Raw genomic sequence first — 17,772 nt, 5'->3', positions numbered from 1 at the left:
GAAAACGGTGAAGGGGACTAAAAAAGAGATACATATAGATGATAAAGTCATTCGTTACACACATATCGAAAAGGGTTCCAGTGCGGTATGCTTTATGTTCTCAGGTTCAGGCTATAATTATGACAAGCCTTTATTTTATTATGCAACAATGTTAATGCTTGAACATAAAATAGATGTAGTATATATTCATTATTCCTACGATGGACAATTAATGGAAAAACCAATGGAAGTAGTAACGAAAGTAATGATGGATGATATTAACCCTATCATTAATGAAGTGCTAAAAAGTGGACAATACAACGATTCGATGTTTTTAGGAAAATCACTTGGAACAATTCCAATTGCGAATGATTTAATGAAGAGAGAAGAATTTTCACAGTCAAAAATGATATTACTTACACCATTGTTAACTTTTAATTCGATTTTTGATTCTATCTTACATAGTCGACACGAAGGGCTGTTGGTAATTGGGGATAGAGATCATCAATACAATGCAGATCAAATTGAGCAATTAGATCATTCGAATCTAAAGATTGAAATTGTCAATAATGCAAACCATTCTTTACATGTTGGGGAATATGAAACAGAGAATTCAATTGAAGCTATAGCGAAAGTAATAGAAACACTTAAAGAAGTTGTTAGGACAAACTAATTTAAGTTTCAATACATGCAAAAAGAGGTGCAATTTGCACCTCTTTTTTATTTAATAAGCCTTCAACACATGAAGCAAATAATCCTTTCGATTCAGCGGATTAAAGTCAACGCGTTTTCGAGTAGGGAAGGGGGCCGTAAGCTTTGTGAAACCAGCTGGCTTCGTTGTAAAGATTCCTTCTCCTTCTGTAAATGAATGGAGCATTTGTTTAAAATTTTCTGTTTTCGCAATAGGTAACGATCCAGTTAAGTGATAAGAATCATTATGCAATATAAGTTCTGTGAAAGTTGCTGGAATGGCTGCGAGCTTATACATTGCGGTACTAATTGCGTGCTCTGGTACAGTTAATTCAAATTCGTTTAATGGCTCAAATACACATGTTTCAGCTAGCTGTAAAGCATCCATTAAAACGAGCGGTGTTAAGTTTCTAAAGTCACTCGCTGTTGTAACAGGGCTTGCATAACCAGTATGTGTTAACGTGACGATAATGTCCGTAACTTCCCATCCGTATAAACCTTGTTTTAACGTTTGAAATACCGTATCTTCAATCGCTTTATGAAATGCTAAAGGTAGTGATCCAAGTTCAACACCTAAGTTGTACGTTATGCCAGAGTTATGCTTCCCACGTTCAACTTTGAAACCGATTGTTGCGTAAAATGGATTCTCTTTTTCACCCATTACTTCAACACTATTTCCTATGCCAATTGGTTTTTCAATACACACAACTCGTGTATTTGAAAAAGTAACCTGTAAATTATATTTCTCATGAAGTGTCGTTTCAATCACTTCTTTTTGCACCTCACCGAAAAGGCGAATGTATAGTTCATTATGAACATCGTCTTTCCACACTTTAATGAGCGGATCTTCTTCGCATAGTTCCATAAGTGCAGCGTATAAATCATGAATTCGTTCTTTTGGTACTGCATCAATGGCAGTTTCCATTTGCGGTTCGGCAAAGTGAATATCTTTTATATAATCCGTCCGTTCACCAATAATATCACCAATTTTAATATCACTCAGTCCCCACACTTTACAAAATTCTCCGCTAGGAACGGTAGAAGCTTGAACTGCATTTCCGTTATGAAACATGCACATTTTTTTAATTTTTTCTTTATGTGATTGAGACTTACTTCGCTGAATATCAACATATTTTCTAACGTGTAGACTACCAGAAAAAACTCTTACATAAGCGATTTTTTCACCAGAAGATTCACGTTCGATTTTAAACACAACACCAGATAATGTTCCATCTTGTGCCGATATTTCAGCTGGAATTAGGGCTGAAATATTTTCAAGTAGTTCAGTTACTCCCATACCTGTCATTGCTGAGCCGAAAAAGATTGGATACACATTTGCTTGCTGTATTTGTTTTTCTAGTTCTTTTCTTAATCGCACGTCGGGTACTACTTCATTATTTACATATGATTCAAGCAACGTTTCATTATATGGTGCTACTCGTTCCATACAATCGTCATATGATTTGTATTCAATGATCCGGGCTTCTTTCGTTCCTTCGTTTAGAACAGAGTAGAAGGGGAATGCTTCATTTGAAAGAACCTCTTTTATTTGTTTCATAACTTTTTCAGTGTTTGCGCCACTACGATCAATTTTATTAACGAATAAAATTGTCGGTATGTTTAGTTTCTGTAATGTTCGCATTAAAATTTTTGTTTGTGCTTGCACACCTTCAACGGCAGAGATAACTAAAATCGCACCGTCTAGAACGCGGAATGATCGCTCCACTTCAGCGATAAAATCAGCGTGTCCAGGTGTATCAATGACATTTACTTTTACATCATCAATACAGAAAGAAACGACAGATGCTTTAATTGTAATTCCGCGCTGTCTTTCTAATTCCATTGAGTCAGTTTGCGTATTACCACTATCAACTCGGCCAATTTCTTTAATCACATTCGTTTCATAAAGAATACGCTCAGTCAAACTCGTCTTGCCAGCGTCTACGTGCGCGACAATCCCTATATTTATTGTTGTCATATATAAATATCCTCATTTCATTTTCCATTTTCATTTCCTCATTTCTATTTGTGTATTGCCGCATTACAATCACACTCCAGTCATTTAAATTATTACTATTATAATGTAATTTACATTTTTTGTAACGCTACAAAGCGCCTTATTTTGGAAAAAATAGAATGAAAACAAAATGCTTGCATTCTAAATCGATATAGATTATATTAATTGACATATCAACTATTGATACATCAAATGTTTTTGATTTGGATGTAAAGGAGGGGTAGTTTGACAAGTTCATGCTCAAAAGAAGCGATTATTTTATATAAATTACACTTTCTAAATAAAGAAGTAAGTTCGAAGTTTGAAGGGTGTACGGGTATGAGCCAGTCTCGATTAGAGCTTATACTTCAGTTATATGAAGTAGGTGAAATTAGTCAAAAAGCGCTTCAACAAGAAGTGAATATTGATAATGCTGCGATAACAAGGCATTTAAAGCAGCTTGAGGCCAATGAAATGATTGTAAGACGTAAAAATCCAGATGATAACAGAATTACGTTAGTTTCTCTTACTGAAGAGGGACGAAATAAAATTCAGGCGTTTCAAGAGGAAAAAGAACGTTTTGCAGCATCTGCATTTAAAGGATTAAGTGAGGAAGAACGCGATAATCTTTTAAATATTTTAAATCACATTCAAGAAAATATAAAAGAATTATAAAAAAGGGAGAATACAACTATGACTAACTCAGTAAAAACAAATGATTTTAACGAAATTTTAACAGGACGTCGTTCAATTCGTAAGTACGACCCTTCAGTGAAAATTAGCAAAGAAGAAATGACAGAAATTCTTACAGAAGCAACACTTGCACCATCTTCAGTAAACATGCAACCATGGAGATTCGTAGTGATTGAAAGTGACGAAGCGAAAGCAACACTTGCGCCACTTGCGAAATTCAATCAATCTCAAGTAGAAACATCTTCAGCAATGATCGCTTTATTTGGTGATTTAAACAACTTCGATAACGCAGAAGAAATTTACGGTACAGCAGTAGAGCGTGGACTTATGCCAGCAGAAGTAAAAGAAGATCAAATGAAAAAACTTTCAGCTTACTTCTCTATGGTTACACCAGAAGTAATGAAAGATACAGTATTAATTGATGGTGGTCTTGTAGCGATGCAATTTATGCTAGCAGCTCGTGCGCACGGTTATGACACTTGTCCAATTGGTGGATTTGAAAAAGACCAAATTGCAGAAGCTTTCGGATTAGATAAAGAACGCTACGTACCAGTAATGCTAATTTCAATCGGGAAAGCTGCTGACAGTGGTTACCAATCAGTGCGTCTTCCAATTGAAAAAGTTGCAGAGTGGAAATAATTTTATAAAAGAACTTCAATAAGTGAAAGATGAGAGGGGAAGCACCATGATTATTATTCACGCAATATTTCAAGTAGATCCAGCGAAACAACAAGCATTTTTAGAAGAAATTCAGCCACTCATTCACGGTTCAAGAGAAGAAAGTGGAAATGTATCTTATGACTTATATAAAGATTCAGAAAAAGAAAGTGTTTATACGATGGTAGAAGTATGGAAAGATGAAGCGGCAGTTGCGAGCCATAATACGAGTGAACACTTCACATCTTTCGTTAGTAAAGCAGCACAATTTTTAACTGCTCCGCTTGATATAAAAGCTTATAATGGAGAGTTAGTGAAATAATAAGTTAGAAAAAGATGACTTTAGCGAATGGCTGAGGTCATCTTTTTTTGTATAAGTGGAAGCGACTCTCGAAACAGTTATGTTGAAAGATAAGTGTTGCTTTTCTCCTTACTAACATCGATGAATTGAATGTCAAGTTCGAACATTCAGTTTATTAGAATATTTTTCCATGGTATAATTTTCTTGTGGATAAAAGGTAGAGGAGAGTAAGTGATGGGAGAATTTCAAAGTAATTTGCATAGAGCAACGCAACTTGCAACGAAAATGAGAACTGCTTCAAATAGAATGCAAAGTGCTACTAGTCGCTCTATAAATAAGGCAACGCGTACTACACTATCTGTGAACTTCAAAGCACAAGAAGCAAATCAACAAAATTTGCAGATCACGAAACAATTTTGTGCTGCTTTTCAACAAACAATTGATAATATCCATTCCGTAGCAAATGAATTTGAGAAAATGGATACAGGACTTCAAAAGACTTTTCAATAATGTAACAGCCTACGTAAAGGGGAAAAGGTAGGGAGAAAAGATGAGTCAAGAAATTGAAACGAGAATGAGTCAATGTAATCAAAAATTACGAATTATATTTGAAGAACAAAATGAAAACCGAATTGCGCTGCAAAATCAAGAACGAGCTGAGGCTAGTTTTCATGAATGGAAAAATAGAAGCAATCGTTTATTTAACCGAATACTAGAAACTTGGCACGGCGACAAAGAAGTGTTTCATCTTTTTACGAATATGCGGCAAGAAATCGGACAGTATGAAAGAAAACTTACATTCGAATTAGAAAATGAAAAAGAGACGTTGCTTAAAGAAAAACGGCATCTCAGTGAGAAAGAAAACGACCTTTCCTATGAACAGCAGCAACTACAAAGGGAGGCCAATACATGAGTTTAAACATGTATTTGGGAGAAGTACAAAGTCAAACTCAAAGTATGAACGCTATATGTAATGCTACGATTGAAAGTATGGAACAAGCCATTCAATCTATTGATGCATTTGCGGTAGATACAGTACTACAAGGACAAACATACAGTAGTGCAAAAGCCTACCTTGTCCAAACATTTCGGCCATTAGCACAAGGAATCATATGCTTATGTGAAGAATTAATTCGCCAAAACGAAGCATTTCCAAATGATTTTCAAGCAAAAGTTGCTTCGACAGATGTGATCGAACAAGAAATAAGAGAACAAATACGGGGAATTAATCAATCGATTACAAGTATAGAAGCAATAGAAGTACTTATACCAATGCCCGGAGTAAATGCGAGTGTAACGGTATTAGGTGCAATGAGAAAAAAACTGGAAGAAAAACTTGAGCATTTATATGAATTCAATCATTCATCCAGCAACAACTACAGTACCGCCCTCCAATTAGCAGCTAGCATCACAGCCGGACTCGCTGAAGTGCAAAGCGGGAAAGGATTTAGTCCAGTGAGTGGTACGTTTAGTACACAAGGGTTGAATATGGATTGGGTGAGTTCTATTCAGGGGATTATAGAAGAAACAGCCCGAAAAAATGATCAGTCAATTAAAGATATAGAAACAAATAACATAATTGAGGAGAAATCTCCGGTTAGAAATGCTTGGGACGATGCGGCAGACAGTATAGTTGGCACGTTTGAAACAGCGAAAAAGATGTGGGAAGCTATTCAAAGAGGAGCGGGGAAAGCTATTGGTGATGAAATCGAGTCCGCAATAGCTTTAAGTAATATGGACATAGGAACTTTTATTAATGTAACCTATGCACTTTTCCATTTGGATGAAACTGCAAAAAATATGTGGCATGCATTTTCAAATAAAATAAAACGAGATATGATAGAGGGAGATGCAGAGAGTCGTACAGAATTGACTACCTATGGATTAACACAAATAGCTACCACAATATTAGGCGATAGGGCACTAAATAAAGTAGGCCATATCACAAAAGGAGCAAAAGCATCAAGTGGAGTAAGTACATTTGCTAATGCAGTAAAACTGGCAAAAGAATTGAAGCCTACGTTTGAAATGTTACAATCATTTAAGAGAAATGCTTCCTATGCATTCTCTAGTGTTGGTGGAACTATTGTAACCAAAATACCTCAAGGCGAATTAATAGAAGCTTATTATAAGTTTGCGAAGTCTAAAGATGGTGGTAAGGGTACGGGTAAAACTGTAAGCAATTATCTTGATGATATAGTCGAGGCTGGTGGTACCAGAATAGAAATAAATTCTAAACTTCGAAATCCATTAGATAATCCTAAGATAGCAAAGGAGATTGAGGGAAATACTGAAGCTGTATATGGATATTCACCTAAGAAGGAATCTGCCTTAAATAAGTTTGGGGTAGACTGGACAAATGGTGATGAAGTAGGTTATGCAAGAAGCGAAAGAATAAAGTATCATGAAAAAATACAACAAAAAAGAATACAACTAGAACAAGATATTAAAAATCTTCAAAATGATGGGCTATCTATGGAGGAAATTGCTAGATTGAAAGTTGAAGAGCGAAATCAAGGAAGAATGGAAACGTATATAAAATCTAATAATTTAGATGGATTGAATGCAATGAAAGAAAGAAATATTCTTGAATATGGCAGGGCAGAAGGACCTACACCTGAACAACTTTATAAAAAGTATGGTTCATGGGAAGATGTGATATATGGCAGTTTAAAAACAAATCCAGCAATGGATGTCTTGACAGGATTATTTCATAGTATGGGAGGAAATTAATTATGAAAGAAGAAAAAATACAAGGTAATATAAAGTGGATTGCATACAATAATTTAAGATTTAGAATAGAGAAGGTTAATGATGATTCATCCGTAATTTGGGTTTCTGATAATTTTGTAAATTTATGTTTTACCTTAGTAATGAATGACTTTTTAAGTAAATGTGAGGATGAGTTGAATATAAATATCGAAATTGATTTGACTTGGAATAATCATAGAGGTTTGATTATAAAAAATCATGATATAAATCTAATTTTAGGAGAAATAATTAATTTTATTAGCGAATGGGAGTTAGAAGGAAATTCAAATGCTGATAATTTTTCTACGGAAGAGTGGTATTCAGCATAAGCTTGCAGGGTATGCTAGCTTTCCATCATTTTTAGGAATTTAAAAATATGGAGGGAAATTTAAATTTAATGTATGTTTAGGGGATATTGAATGTGAATTGAAACTAAAGAGTTAGATAAATATTTTAAGCAACTAGTGAGGAATGAATTCTGTATAGTAAAGAATTCATTCCTTTTAAGTTTGTTTTAATTTACTTGTAATTATAGTAGTTAATATTTGAAGAGGCAATCACCCTAAGTCATAAAGACACGAAAGCCTATACTCAAAGTAAGATTTCAAAGCTTTAGGAAGAAATTGGTTGAGTTAAAGGGGCTAAGGATGATACTTAGGATACGGCTAACGGTAAACCTAGCAGTAGTAAAAATACAACTGTAGATAATTTTGATGCAAAAACAGCTACAAATAAGCAAAAAGGTAATTATGGTGAAATAAAATCAAGTGACAATTTATTGAATAATCAAAGTTTAAAAGATGCTGGATTTGATTTAAAGCCAGTCGGAAAAAGTGCAACATCAGGCATAAATGATAAAATAGTAAAAGGAATTGATGGATTATACGAAAATACAAATGCAGAATCAAAGATCAAATATGTTATTGATGAAGCTAAATTTGGCAGTTCACAATTAGGGAAAACTAAAGATGGACGACAAATGTCGGATGATTGGTTGACAGGTGTGAAGACTGAAAAAAGTAGAATATTGAAAGCTGTTGATGGAGATAAAAGATTAGCAGATAAGATTACGAAAGCGTTGGAGAGAGATAAGGTAGAAAGAGTATTATCAAAAGTCGATAGTAGTGGAAAGGTTAAAACATTTAAGATAGATGCAAAGGGTAACATCGTTGGAGAGTGGCCATAATTTAGAAGCGAGGAGGAATTGAATGATATGAGAAATTATTTATGTATAGAAGAAAAATGTAGAGAAGGAATTGAATATAATAAAGAGTTTATAGAGGAAAATAGAGAAGATATTAAAAGTTTAGAAGAAGATACTAAAAATGGAATTCAAAGATATTCTAAAGATAATAAGAGTATTATAGAAGGGACCTATCTAGCCAATTTTAGATATGAGATGGAGGATATTAGGGCAAAGTATTCTTTAGGGGAAGAAATTAGTGTAATAGAAGAAGATTTTCATAATGCAATTTATGATTTAGAGAATACAGGGAGTAGGGAAATTGGATATTTAAGTCTAATTTGGATGATTTCCTTAGGAATTTTGTTAGAAACGGATAAAAAGAATATAGAAAGATTAAAAAAGATAGTTGATACAAAAAATATGAACGACGCAGTAATTGATTTCCTCTTATGCGCTAGTGATATCGGATACATAAAAATGACGAACAGATATTATAAAGAAAATTCATATGCAAAAACGAGAGAGATTATAGAACTTGCACAAACAGATAAAAAAGAAGCGTCTAAAAGATTACAAACGTATATGGAGAAAGAATGGTTTAAAGGCCATTATGATTATGAATGGAAAAATGCACATAAAGAACCTGGATATGTAGGGTACTGGAGCTTTGAGACAGCTGCACTAGTAAAGATACTCGAACTTGATGATACAAGTTTAAAAGATAATAACCATTATCCATATGATTTGGCACATTATAAAAATGAAATGAAATACAAGCATATAGACCTAAGTGAATATCACTATGAAGATGAGACAGAAGAAATCGAGGATATAGTAGAAGGAATTGAAAATAATTCTGCATTGGAAAACATTATTCCTCCAAAATGGCATTCATTGGTCAATGAATTGATCCATGACTATGAGAATATGGGTGATAGTAGTTTTTATGAAAAATACAAAAAAACGATAGGAATAGGTCAAGTGTGGTTCTTACCACAAGAGTATGAAGAAGAAAACGAGCAAAAAAATCTATTAGGAAGTTTAATTGTGTTTGCCCTGACATTAAGAGATTATATATTACAATTGGACTATAAAGAAGATTTAGAGGACTACATTGATAATCTTAAAAATTTCTGGAATGTTTCAGAAACAAAGTTAGTTCAATTTATGTTAGAAAATGATCAAAATTATTATGCATGGGTACCAAAAGAAGCAAACATCCCAAATATGTATGAAGTAAAGATAGAGAGTGTCGATGTAGAGGAAGTTCTATAACGATAAAATAGAAATGGTTTTCATTATATGTAATATTAGAATGCATTTTACTAGTTAATTGAAAACAATGCATGCGTGGGAGAAAAAAGGATGTATTGTTACTAAAAATTAGAGGGAAAGAAAGCTGTTGGATTGAGTTAAGCACCTCATTGTCAATATACGACAATAGGTGCTTTTTTGCGTGCAATGAAGAAAAAATAAAAGATTCATTTTCACTGTATTTCATCTTTGAAATGCATGTTATAATTTGGAAAAAATATATTCTTAATTTTTAGATAATTAAAAGGTGGTAGATTACTATATGAGTACATTAAAGAAAATTACTAACAATATTTCGAAAGTTATTATAGGAAAAGACGAATCGATAGAACTAGCAGCCATTGCTCTAATAGCAAGAGGACACATTTTATTAGAGGATGTACCTGGGACAGGAAAAACAACGTTAGCGAAAAGTTTGGCTAAAAGTGTGGACGCTAAATTTCAAAGAATACAATTTACAGCGGATACTTTGCCTGGAGATGTTATTGGTCTTGAATATTTTGATGTGAAGGAATCGGATTTTAAAACGAGGTTAGGCCCCATTTTTGCAAATATCGTATTAGTGGATGAAATTAATCGAGCTGTACCGAGAACACAATCTTCGTTACTTGAGGTTATGGAAGAGCGTACTGTTACAATTGCGAAACAGACACATTCATTACCAGAACCTTTTTTAGTTATAGCAACGCAAAATCCACTCGAATCAGCGGGCACATTTCCGTTACCAGATGCTCAGTTAGACCGGTTTTTACTCACAATACGCCAAGGTTATCCTACGAGAGAAGCTGAAAAGGAAATGATGAATCGGTTTCAAATGAATGATCCGTTAGAAACGTTACATTCTATTATTTCAAGTGAAGAAATTATTACGATGCAAAAGCGTGCAAGAGAAGTGTTAGTAGGGAATGATGTGCAAGATTATCTCCTTGAAATTATTGAAGTAACTCGTAACCATGAGTTAATTGAAATTGGTGTAAGCCCTCGGGGAACGTTGGCATTTATGAGAGCAATTCAAGCACGGGCAATATTAAATGAAAGAGATTACTGTACGCCAGATGATATTAAGACGCTCGCTGCATCAGTTTGTGCTCATCGTTTAACGTTAACGATTGAGGGAGAGATGAAAACGATGAAAGAACAAATTATGAAAGAAATTCTTCATACGATTAGTGTGCCAGTGGAGAATGTACGATGAATCAACAGCTTGTGTATACACCTTTAGCGGAGCCTTTCGTAATGGGGGTTATGTCAGTTGTAGCCGTTATTTTAAGTGTATTTTCAAGTAATCTACTGTTTTTATCTCTCGTATTTTTATATGTAATTTTAATAGGTGCTATGCATGTATATATACGTAAAGTATCTCGTGTTCAATGGGAATACAGTCAAGGGAATTCGAACGTTTTTATAGGTGAAACGAATATGTGCAAAATGAAAATTTCAAACAAGTCGATATTTCCTATTCTTAATATCGTATTTCGATTTAAATGTGAAAATAAGCTAACTTGGAATCATGATGAAATAAACAAAAATCATAGTACAGGTTCAAATTATTATATGAATTTTAATTTAAAAGGAAAGGAGTCAGTTTCATTTGATTTGCAAGCTGTAGCGTTAAAAAGAGGCATCGCGAAATGGGAAGAAGTTGAAATTGTGATTACCGATCTCTTTGGATTTATAACGAACAATATAACATATAAACAAGTTGATACGCCGTCTTATTTAGTTTTACCAGCTGTTCCGAAAATACAAGTTCCTGAATTACAAGAATGGTCACGAGGATTTCGAAAAGCGATGTCTTCACCCTTATATGATGAAACGAAAGTAATGGGAGTAAAGTCTTATGAAAATGAAGATTTTCGTTCCATCCACTGGAGTGCAACGGCGAAAACAGGGACGATAACTGCGAAAAAGTATGAGCGAACACAATGTGATAAATACGCGATTTATCTCAACTTGCAAAATAAAAGTGGTGTTTCTTTGCGAAATGATACAGAGGAACTAATTGAATTAACGGCGGGTATATGTAAACAATTGCTCATGCAAAACTGTTCATTTGAAGTATGGATCAATAGTGTAAAAGATAACGGTTTGCTACATATAAAAAATGGGGATAATCGGAAACATTTGCAAAATGTATTAAGGATACTTGCCTCGATATCAGACCAAGATACGCCTATATCTTCTTCTTACTTTTACACAGCTGGTTTTCGTCGAAAGGAACTGGATGCGGTTCCTTTAATTATTGGTACTTCACCAAAGAAATGCAGTAGAACGAATAAATGGATTGTAATGAAAGAATAAGAAGGGGCTTATGTCATGGTAAATAAAAAGCGGCATATGAAAGTGAAGTTATGGAGTGTAAGAACCTTAATCATACTTTTCTTTGCGATTAGTGCGATAACGTTATCACAAGGTGTTGTGTATGTACAAGATATAGTAAAAGAGCGTTTTTTTAGTGAAAAGAAACCTGAAAAAATTTATAAGGAAACTATAAACTACGGTGATACTGAAGGTTATGGAACACCTTTAGAAGAGAAAAAAGTAGGAGATAATGGTGAGAGAACGACAACGGGTAAAAAATTTAAAGGTTTTGAAAAGGAAAGTTCATGGAGAAACGTATTTTCGGTGCTTTCAAATTCATGGATTAGTATAGTTTTTTATGTAGTTATTGCAGTGGTAATTATATATTTTCTCTACAAATCTATTAGGAAAAAGTTAACGAAATCAGAAATAGAACAGGAGAAACAATCGGTAACAAAAGAAGATACGGTAAGAAACGTAAAGAATGAAAAAGTCATTCATCGGTCAGAGCATTCGTTACCTACAGATAAAATAAGGAAAAGCTTAGTTAAATGGGAAAGAACTTTACCATTTCATGAACAGAGAAGGTCCTATGAAACGATGCAACAATGGCTAGAGAGAATTTGTAGATCGAGAGATATTATTCCGTTATATGAGTCAGTTCGGTATGGGGAAAAGGCGTATACGGAGTTAGATATAGAGAAGACTATACAGTGGATAGAACGGGATGGAAAAGGGCGGTATGAATAGCAGAATGTACTATTTCAAAATAAAAAAGATGGCGTAATTAATCTAAATATAAAAATTATATAAGTGAATGAAATTAATTGTAAATTAATTTTATTTACTTATATTTAATTGCATGTTAATGTATACTTAATTTTTTATATCTCTACCAATGGAAGAATATATAAGCTATATGTAACTCTTTGTATAGTATTGCTTCTTAAATTATTTATGAGTGTATCTTTGTTTTATTAATATAAAATGAAAAAAAGATGCACTAAAACTAAACAATTAATGGGTAGCATGTTAATAAAAAAATTACATGAGTTTAGTAAAAACTTACAATTTATTTTTAAGGATGTGAAAATATAATGAAACTGGTATTAAAAAGCATACTTATTTCCTTTATTTTTTCTGCAGTAGGTATGTGTTGGTTGATGTTCTTGTTATTTAGAGGTGGCGGGGACTGGTTATTGTCTTGGGTAGGTGTATTAATGGCATATTTATCTTTATTCACTTTAATAGATTTATATTGTAAAAATACATATGAAAAAACATTAAATAAATTGCTTATAAAATCAACAGTTACTACCTTTAGTTTTGGGGTATTAGGAATCATATTTGGTATAATACACGAGCTATTAACACCATGGAGTCTCAGTTTAATGGTTTGGTATTGGTTGCTAATTCTATTTTTATTTTTAACGACCATAATATTATTATTTATTTTAGTATTGGTAAATCGTAAAAATAATAATTTTACCGTGGGATATAGAATACTTATACTTCTAAATATATTTCTTACGTTAGGGCCAGTACTGTGGCCATTATTTCTTACTATTATCGGAAATGGTATGAACGCCAGTGCAGGATGGTAAAAGTGAAAAAAGATTAGTTGTTTAAAGAATAGAATAAAAAGTTGATATAGAATTTTAAATGTTTATGAGAACATGTTTACATAAAAAATGAAAACATGTTCTCTTTTTATTTGCATGCATAACTCTTCCTCAGTTTACCGTATTTAAATTTAAACGTAAGTATTTCGTAAGGAATGGATAAGAAAAAAGAGAGATTTATCATATAGGATGAAAGTATAGCTTGAATCAATCCGATATTAATGGAGGAGAGAAAGCCTTATGAAAAAATGTAATTCAATTAAGTTAGCAAGTTTTGCAGTTTTATTAGCGGGTACTGCTCTATTCACACCTGATTTTACTGTGACTGCAGAGTCAACTCAAAATATTTCTAGTTCGTCACAAGTACATGATCAAAAGAATCGTAATGGCTGGAAACAAGTAATGCAGGAAACAGTACAGCTTGGCGCTCCAGGGATATTAGCTAAGGCGTATAATAACGGAAAAACGAGTAGTTATACTGCTGGCGTAGCAGATTTAAGTACAAAGAAACCGGTGAAATCAGATTATCGCTTTCGGATTGGTAGTGTGACGAAAACTTTTACTGCCACGACTGTTCTACAATTAGTTGGAGAAAATCGCGTTCAACTTGACGATTCAATTGAAAAGTGGCTACCGGGCCTCATTCAAGGAAATGGGTATGATGGTAATCAAATTACGATACGCCAACTTTTGAATCATACGAGCGGTATAGCTGAATATTTAAAGTCAAAAGATGCTGACATAATGAATTCGAAAAAAACGTATACAGCAGAAGAAATAGTGAAAATAGGCCTTTCTCTGCCTCCAGATTTTTCGCCAGGTAAAGGCTGGTCGTATTCAAACACAGGATACGTAATACTAGGAATGCTTATTGAAAAAATAACTGGTAATAGTTATGCGGAAGAAATCGAAAAGCGAATTATTGAACCTTTGGACTTGTCAAATACGTTTTTACCAGGTAATTCACCTGTCATCCCAGGAAAGAATCATGCTCGTGGGTATGTGAAAACCGAAGGAACGAGCGAGTTGAAAGACATTACGTATTATAATCCGAGTTTAGCTAATTCAGCTGGAGATATGATTTCTAATGCGGATGATTTAAATAAATTCTTTTCATCTTTACTCAGTGGTAAGTTATTGAAGGAACGAGAGCTAAAAGAAATGCTTACTACAGTTCCTGTAGAAGGAAAAGCGGTTGGTGATGGGTATGGTCTTGGAATCTATGAGACTAAACTTCCAAACGGTGTTTCAGTTTGGGGTCACGGAGGAGGAATTCCCGGATTTACAACTTTTGCTGGCGGAGTAATTGGTGGTAAACATACATTGGCTGTCAGTATTAACTCTTTAGATGAGGTCGATATTGTTTCGCAGTTTAATAAAATGATGCAAATTGAATTTAATAAATAGATGAAAAGAAAATGAATGGAATTTTGTTATAGTTGTATATAAAAGAGGTACTTTGTTAAATGCGCAACTATGGACAGTAGTAGCATTTATGATAGGGCATCAAGTGTATTTCAAAGTGAAAATCAATCGTATAGCTTACGATAAAAATAAAAAGGATGTCAGTTACATGACATTCTTTTTATTTTGGATAAAAGAGGTATGTATATGATTCTGAAAATTGTTATTTTTGAAATCGTTCCATATAATGAAGGGTATAGGGGCATCAATAGGGGAGTTATGCATAGAAAATACTTTAGTTAGTTAAATATTTCTCGTTTTAATCAAAATAATTATGAGTTGATTTGGAGTTGAATACAATGGAACAAAATCATTTTAAATGGACTAACAAGCAATTACGAGAACATGTTGAAGTATTAGATGGTAAAAGAAGTCCACACATTTTATTAAGGAATGCAACATACCTAAATTCGTATATGCGTGAGTGGATGAAAGCGAATATTTGGATCTATGATGACCGCATTGTATATGTAGGAGAAAAATTGCCAGAGCAACTAAGTGAATGTGAAGTGATTGATTGCGATGGAAAGCATGTAGTGCCTAGTTACATCGAACCGCATGCACATCCATATCAATTGTATAATCCAGAGACGTTAGCGAATCATGCGATGCAATTTGGGACGACAACTTTTATTAATGATAATTTAACTTTATTTTTCACATTACAACGTGAAGAAGCATTTCGTTTATTAGATGAATTTAAAAAGGTTCCGGCAAGTATGTATTGGTGGTGTCGTTTTGATGGACAGACTGAATTGCAAAAAGGGGAATCTTTATTTAATAGTGAAGAAATAATAGAGTGGCTAAAGCATGACGCAGTTCTTCAAGGCGGCGAGTTAACAGCATGGCCGAAACTATTACATGGCGATGATGGAATGTTAAATTGGGTGCAGGAAACGAAGCGGTTACAGAAAAAAGTAGAAGGACATTTTCCGGGGGCATCTGAAACGACTTTAGCGAAGTTAAAACTGTTAGGTACAGATTGTGATCATGAAGCGATGACAGGACAGGAAGCTTTCACGCGCCTTATGCAAGGCTACACTGTTTCTCTTAGAAATTCTTCGATTCGTCCAGATTTAAAAGTTTTATTGAAAGAATTACTAGAATTAGGTGTTAAGCAATTTGATAGATTCATTTTTACAACAGATGGTTCACATCCGTCATTTTATGAAAACGGAATGACGAATAGATTGATAGAAATAGCGATTGAGCAAGGAATTCCGGCAATAGATGCTTACCATATGGCAAGTTATAACATTGCTCGTTATTATAATATGGAGCATTTACATGGCTCCATTGCGACAGGGAGAATCGCCAATATTAATATTTTGGAAAGTAAAGAAAATCCGGTGCCAATTAGTGTAATTGCAAAGGGAAAATGGGTGAAGCGTGACGGAGTAAACAAAAATAAATCATTACATATAAACTGGAGTGAATTTAAAGTAACCCCATTATCATTAGACTGGTCTATAGAAAAAGAACATATGATTTTTTCTAATAAAACGGGTATACACTTGTTAAACAATGTTATAACAAAACCATATGTTAGCGAAATCGACTTAGACTGTGATGAACTTTCCATGGAACATGATGAATGTTTCCTAATGATGATTGCCCGCGATGGTACTTGGCGAGTGAATACAGTTGTGAAAGGTTTTGTAAATGAATTAGGAGGTCTTGCAAGTTCTTATTCTGGTACAGGTGACATTATTCTTATCGGAAAAAGGAAAGAAGATATGCTTACAGCTTTTCGTAGAGTAAAAGAGCTCGGTGGTGGAATGGTCATAGCAGAAAACAATGAAGTGTTACACGAAATTGCATTACAGTTGCTCGGGATTATGTCCGATTTAAAAATGAGTGAATTAATACAGGAAGAGAAAAAGATGGTGAAATTACTACAAGAGCGTGGCTACGCGTATGATGATCCAGCATTTACCATTTTATTCTTTTCTGCGACGCACTTGCCGTTTATACGAGTAACACCTATAGGATTATATGATGTGAAAAGTAGTAAGGTAGTTGCCCAGCCCGTGAATTTGATAAAGCAATATTAAAAGGAAAGATCCTATAAAAATTTTATTTTATAGGATCTTTCCTTTTATTAGCATAAGAATATTGTAAGCCTCAAATGATATAGTATCTAAATCATTTGAGGTGATATGTAAATATGAAAAAAATATTTTACATTTTAAGCATATTTATTCTGTGTGTATCGATACAACACGTTGTACATTCTCAATCAGATGCACCAAGGTTATCTTCGGATTGTCTCGAAGAAAGGAAAATTCGAGATGAAAAGTATGTGAAGAATATAATACAGGACATTAAATCCACATTTAATTTAAATATTGATGAACATAGTTTTTGGGAAGTAAGTAAAAGAGATTTGGAGGCTGCCCATTTGATGTATGGTGGAAAGGAAAATGATTCTTATTATAATTCGCTAACTAAAATTTATGATAGTGGTGGATTTAGCGAGCAGCCGAGCTTATTTGTAAGGGCGCAAGAGGCATTTTTACTTTATAAAGAAAACGATAATATCAATGTAATGAAACGCCTAAAACTAGACGTTGAAAAAGGGGAATGGCTCGTTATAAAAACGAAAAAGAAGAAAGGGAAAAAAGTGAAATTCAAACCGTTACAATGTGAAAAAGATTATATGAAAAAGAGAAATGAATAACAAAATACGTATTAATGCTGCTTTTATTCAACGATATCTTGCTGTTGATTTGAAATCGGAAAAGGTAAACAAACATATTAGCTTTATGGAATATGTTTGTTTACCTTTTTTGAGAGATTTAAAAATTTGCGATGTTGT

General features: G+C 33.7%; 17 protein-coding genes and 1 pseudogene. 17 read left to right on the top strand and 1 reads right to left on the bottom strand.

What is annotated here, in order from left to right; all coding sequences use genetic code 11:
* The first annotated feature begins 7 nt into the window (after positions 1–7).
* Positions 8–652, top strand: a complete 645-nt coding sequence (locus ACUN26_RS11900) for an alpha/beta family hydrolase (RefSeq protein ID WP_000679122.1) — start codon at positions 8–10, stop codon at positions 650–652.
* Between the two features lie 51 nt (positions 653–703).
* On the opposite strand, the gene ACUN26_RS11895 is transcribed toward ACUN26_RS11900, so the two are convergent.
* Positions 704–2,647 (bottom strand): elongation factor G, encoded by a 1,944-nt coding sequence (locus ACUN26_RS11895; protein ID WP_000207785.1) that lies wholly within the window; start codon positions 2,645–2,647, stop codon positions 704–706.
* A gap of 264 nt (positions 2,648–2,911) precedes the next feature.
* Between ACUN26_RS11895 and ACUN26_RS11890 the strand changes: the two genes are divergently transcribed.
* The 16 genes and pseudogenes from ACUN26_RS11890 (at position 2,912) to ACUN26_RS11815 (ending at position 17,634) form a co-directional block, all read left to right on the top strand.
* Complete coding sequence (locus ACUN26_RS11890) at positions 2,912–3,340, top strand: MarR family winged helix-turn-helix transcriptional regulator (RefSeq protein ID WP_000204170.1); 429 nt, start codon at positions 2,912–2,914, stop codon at positions 3,338–3,340.
* Positions 3,341–3,358: 18 nt separating this feature from the next.
* Positions 3,359–3,997: a nitroreductase family protein gene (locus tag ACUN26_RS11885; protein ID WP_000185391.1), complete on the top strand. Its 639-nt coding sequence runs from the start codon at positions 3,359–3,361 to the stop codon at positions 3,995–3,997.
* A gap of 46 nt (positions 3,998–4,043) precedes the next feature.
* The gene (locus ACUN26_RS11880) at positions 4,044–4,337 is read left to right on the top strand and encodes a putative quinol monooxygenase (protein ID WP_000583803.1); all 294 of its coding nucleotides are present in this window, start codon (positions 4,044–4,046) and stop codon (positions 4,335–4,337) included.
* Between the two features lie 213 nt (positions 4,338–4,550).
* The gene (locus ACUN26_RS11875; protein WP_000503631.1) at positions 4,551–4,826 is read left to right on the top strand and encodes a TIGR04197 family type VII secretion effector; all 276 of its coding nucleotides are present in this window, start codon (positions 4,551–4,553) and stop codon (positions 4,824–4,826) included.
* A gap of 40 nt (positions 4,827–4,866) precedes the next feature.
* Positions 4,867–5,229 (top strand): DUF3958 family protein, encoded by a 363-nt coding sequence (locus tag ACUN26_RS11870; RefSeq protein WP_000076600.1) that lies wholly within the window; start codon positions 4,867–4,869, stop codon positions 5,227–5,229.
* Positions 5,226–7,049: a T7SS effector LXG polymorphic toxin gene (locus tag ACUN26_RS11865; RefSeq protein ID WP_000056091.1), complete on the top strand. Its 1,824-nt coding sequence runs from the start codon at positions 5,226–5,228 to the stop codon at positions 7,047–7,049. The genes ACUN26_RS11870 and ACUN26_RS11865 overlap by 4 nt, the downstream gene beginning before the upstream one ends.
* Positions 7,050–7,051: 2 nt before the next feature.
* Positions 7,052–7,396, top strand: a complete 345-nt coding sequence (locus tag ACUN26_RS11860) for a hypothetical protein (RefSeq protein WP_000656836.1) — start codon at positions 7,052–7,054, stop codon at positions 7,394–7,396.
* A gap of 329 nt (positions 7,397–7,725) precedes the next feature.
* Positions 7,726–8,253 (top strand): annotated as a pseudogene (locus ACUN26_RS11855) (cytoplasmic protein); the annotation flags it as partial.
* Between the two features lie 27 nt (positions 8,254–8,280).
* Positions 8,281–9,528: a PoNi-like cognate immunity protein gene (locus ACUN26_RS11850; protein ID WP_001246977.1), complete on the top strand. Its 1,248-nt coding sequence runs from the start codon at positions 8,281–8,283 to the stop codon at positions 9,526–9,528.
* Positions 9,529–9,829: 301 nt separating this feature from the next.
* Complete coding sequence (locus tag ACUN26_RS11845) at positions 9,830–10,762, top strand: AAA family ATPase (RefSeq protein WP_000105664.1); 933 nt, start codon at positions 9,830–9,832, stop codon at positions 10,760–10,762.
* Positions 10,759–11,868 carry a DUF58 domain-containing protein gene (locus ACUN26_RS11840; protein ID WP_001075951.1) on the top strand — a complete coding sequence of 370 codons (1,110 nt, stop codon included), beginning with the start codon at positions 10,759–10,761 and terminating at the stop codon, positions 11,866–11,868. The genes ACUN26_RS11845 and ACUN26_RS11840 overlap by 4 nt, the downstream gene beginning before the upstream one ends.
* A gap of 15 nt (positions 11,869–11,883) precedes the next feature.
* Positions 11,884–12,618 (top strand): hypothetical protein, encoded by a 735-nt coding sequence (locus ACUN26_RS11835; RefSeq protein ID WP_000247502.1) that lies wholly within the window; start codon positions 11,884–11,886, stop codon positions 12,616–12,618.
* A 347-nt stretch (positions 12,619–12,965) separates the two neighbouring features.
* A complete protein-coding gene (locus tag ACUN26_RS11830) occupies positions 12,966–13,472 on the top strand; it encodes a DUF3902 family protein (RefSeq protein ID WP_000780146.1) in 507 nt (168 codons plus the stop codon).
* A 258-nt stretch (positions 13,473–13,730) separates the two neighbouring features.
* A complete protein-coding gene (locus ACUN26_RS11825; protein WP_000710625.1) occupies positions 13,731–14,897 on the top strand; it encodes a serine hydrolase domain-containing protein in 1,167 nt (388 codons plus the stop codon).
* A 356-nt stretch (positions 14,898–15,253) separates the two neighbouring features.
* Positions 15,254–17,008: an adenine deaminase C-terminal domain-containing protein gene (locus tag ACUN26_RS11820; RefSeq protein WP_000437107.1), complete on the top strand. Its 1,755-nt coding sequence runs from the start codon at positions 15,254–15,256 to the stop codon at positions 17,006–17,008.
* Between the two features lie 113 nt (positions 17,009–17,121).
* Positions 17,122–17,634, top strand: a complete 513-nt coding sequence (locus ACUN26_RS11815; protein ID WP_000719364.1) for a hypothetical protein — start codon at positions 17,122–17,124, stop codon at positions 17,632–17,634.
* Positions 17,635–17,772 lie beyond the last annotated feature (138 nt).

The sequence above is a fragment of the Bacillus sp. WC2503 genome, from assembly GCF_052682895.1.
The sequence above is the reverse complement of the archived record's forward strand: the minus strand, read 5'-3'. Positions and strand labels throughout refer to the sequence as shown.

Excerpts from the sequence above, each read along its gene's own strand:
- ACUN26_RS11895 (WP_000207785.1), bottom strand. The coding sequence starts at position 2,647 with ATGACAACAATAAATATAGGGATTGTCGCGCACGTAGACGCTGGCAAG.
- ACUN26_RS11885 (WP_000185391.1), top strand. The coding sequence starts at position 3,359 with ATGACTAACTCAGTAAAAACAAATGATTTTAACGAAATTTTAACAGGA.
- ACUN26_RS11880 (WP_000583803.1), top strand. The coding sequence starts at position 4,044 with ATGATTATTATTCACGCAATATTTCAAGTAGATCCAGCGAAACAACAA.
- ACUN26_RS11875 (WP_000503631.1), top strand. The coding sequence starts at position 4,551 with ATGGGAGAATTTCAAAGTAATTTGCATAGAGCAACGCAACTTGCAACG.
- ACUN26_RS11870 (WP_000076600.1), top strand. The coding sequence starts at position 4,867 with ATGAGTCAAGAAATTGAAACGAGAATGAGTCAATGTAATCAAAAATTA.
- ACUN26_RS11865 (WP_000056091.1), top strand. The coding sequence starts at position 5,226 with ATGAGTTTAAACATGTATTTGGGAGAAGTACAAAGTCAAACTCAAAGT.
- ACUN26_RS11860 (WP_000656836.1), top strand. The coding sequence starts at position 7,052 with ATGAAAGAAGAAAAAATACAAGGTAATATAAAGTGGATTGCATACAAT.
- ACUN26_RS11850 (WP_001246977.1), top strand. The coding sequence starts at position 8,281 with ATGAGAAATTATTTATGTATAGAAGAAAAATGTAGAGAAGGAATTGAA.
- ACUN26_RS11845 (WP_000105664.1), top strand. The coding sequence starts at position 9,830 with ATGAGTACATTAAAGAAAATTACTAACAATATTTCGAAAGTTATTATA.
- ACUN26_RS11840 (WP_001075951.1), top strand. The coding sequence starts at position 10,759 with ATGAATCAACAGCTTGTGTATACACCTTTAGCGGAGCCTTTCGTAATG.
- ACUN26_RS11835 (WP_000247502.1), top strand. The coding sequence starts at position 11,884 with ATGGTAAATAAAAAGCGGCATATGAAAGTGAAGTTATGGAGTGTAAGA.
- ACUN26_RS11830 (WP_000780146.1), top strand. The coding sequence starts at position 12,966 with ATGAAACTGGTATTAAAAAGCATACTTATTTCCTTTATTTTTTCTGCA.
- ACUN26_RS11825 (WP_000710625.1), top strand. The coding sequence starts at position 13,731 with ATGAAAAAATGTAATTCAATTAAGTTAGCAAGTTTTGCAGTTTTATTA.
- ACUN26_RS11820 (WP_000437107.1), top strand. The coding sequence starts at position 15,254 with ATGGAACAAAATCATTTTAAATGGACTAACAAGCAATTACGAGAACAT.
- ACUN26_RS11815 (WP_000719364.1), top strand. The coding sequence starts at position 17,122 with ATGAAAAAAATATTTTACATTTTAAGCATATTTATTCTGTGTGTATCG.